Annotated in this window: 2 protein-coding genes; both read right to left on the bottom strand. The window is 62.4% G+C overall.

Annotated elements, in window-relative coordinates; genetic code table 11:
- Window positions 1-107: 107 nt before the first annotated feature.
- Complete coding sequence (locus EOA24_RS37235; protein WP_126079922.1) at window positions 108-1262, bottom strand: carbohydrate ABC transporter permease; 1155 nt, start codon at window positions 1260-1262, stop codon at window positions 108-110.
- Between the two features lies 1 nt (window position 1263).
- Window positions 1264-1642, bottom strand: a 379-nt coding sequence (locus tag EOA24_RS37230; RefSeq protein WP_133374873.1) for an ABC transporter permease subunit, incomplete at its 5' end; no start/stop codon positions are given.

Below are 1642 nucleotides of genomic sequence, written 5' to 3'. Positions count from 1 at the left end.
CCTGGTAGGAGCGCGGATAGATCTGGTAGATCACCGCGCCCCGCCACCAGTCTCGGTCGATCGCAGGGTCTGGTCTCGAAGTCGCCTTCAAAGCCGATTGCATGTCTTCAACCTCCTTTCACCGAGCCGGCAAGCAGCCCGCGGACGAAATAGCGTTGCAGCGAGAAGAACACGATCAGCGGCACGATGATGGTGATGAATGCCGATGTCGTGAGGATTTCCCAATTGCCGCCGCGTGAGCCGAGCAGCGCGTTGAGCTTGGCCGTCAGCACGATCTGATCGGGCGCCGTGCCGAGGAAAACCATCGCCACCAGCAGATCGTTCCATACCCATAGGAACTGGAAGATGGCGAAGGAGGCAAGCACCGGGAACGACAGCGGCAGCACGATCTTGACGAAGATCTCGAAATCGCTGGCGCCGTCGATGCGCGCCGATTCCATGATCTCGCGCGGCAGGCCGGCGATGTAGCTCCTCAGCAGATAGATGGCGAAAGGCAGGCCGAAGCCTGTATGCGCCAGCCAGATGCCGAGATAGGTCTTCGACGGCACGCCGAAGAAGGTGCCGACGCCGTTATAGAGCTTGAGCAGCGGGATGAGCGACATCTGCAGCGGCACGACCAGCAGGCCGATGATGACGGCGATCAGCAGCGCCCGGCCGGGAAAGCGCATCCAGGCGAGCGCATAGGCCGCGAAGGCCGCGATCAGGATGGGGATGATCGTTGCCGGAATGGTCACCGTCAGCGAGTTCATGAACGAGCGGCCGATGCCTTCGGAAAACAGCACGGCATCGTAGTTCTCGGTGGTGAATTTCGGCGGCGCCGAGGAGGCGTAATAGACGCGCTGGCCGCGGTCGCCTTCGAATGCCTTCGGCGAGGCGAGCACGAAGCTGCCATCCGCGTTCACCTGCAAGGTGACGCCGTCGCCGAGATCGGCCGCCGTGCCGGCCTTGTATTGCGTCGGCGCCGCCGCCTTGACGCCAAAGGCGCTGATGTCGCGCTTGGCGCCGTCGCCGAAGACATTGCCTTCGATGACATATTTGCCGTCCTTCTGCGTCTGCGCCGCGGCGGCCGGCAGTCGTCCGGCCTCGGTCTGGCTGGAACTGGCGAAGGAATTCCACCAGCCCGAGGCGATGATCTGGTCCTTGTCGCGCAGCGACGAGACGAGAATGCCGAGCGTGGGGATGGTCCAGATGACGACGAAGACCAGCACGGCGATATGAACGCCGAAGCGGCTGGCGAAGGACTTTCCGGTGGACGCGGCCATCTCAATGCCCTCCCGTCTCTTTGTTGGCCTGCCGGATGTTCCAGACCATGATCGGAATGACCGCGATCATGATGATGATGGCGATGGTCGCGCCGCGGCCGAAATCGCCGCCGCCGCGGAACATCCAGTCGAACATCAGATTGGCCAGCACCTGGCTGTTCCATTGGCCGTTGGTCATGGTCAGCACGATGTCGAACACTTTCAGCACCAGTATGGTGATGGTGGTCCACACCACCGCGATCGTGCCCCAGATCTGCGGCACCATGATTTTCCAGAAGATCTGGAACGGGTTGGCGCCGTCGATCACGGCGGCCTCGAGCGTCTCTTCCGGAATGCCGCGCAGCGCCGACGACAGGATGACCATCGCAAACCCTGTCTGG

Origin of the sequence: Mesorhizobium sp. M2A.F.Ca.ET.039.01.1.1, from assembly GCF_003998035.1 — a bacterium.
Lineage (GTDB): Bacteria > Pseudomonadota > Alphaproteobacteria > Rhizobiales > Rhizobiaceae > Mesorhizobium.
The sequence above is the reverse complement of the archived record's forward strand: the minus strand, read 5'-3'. Positions and strand labels throughout refer to the sequence as shown.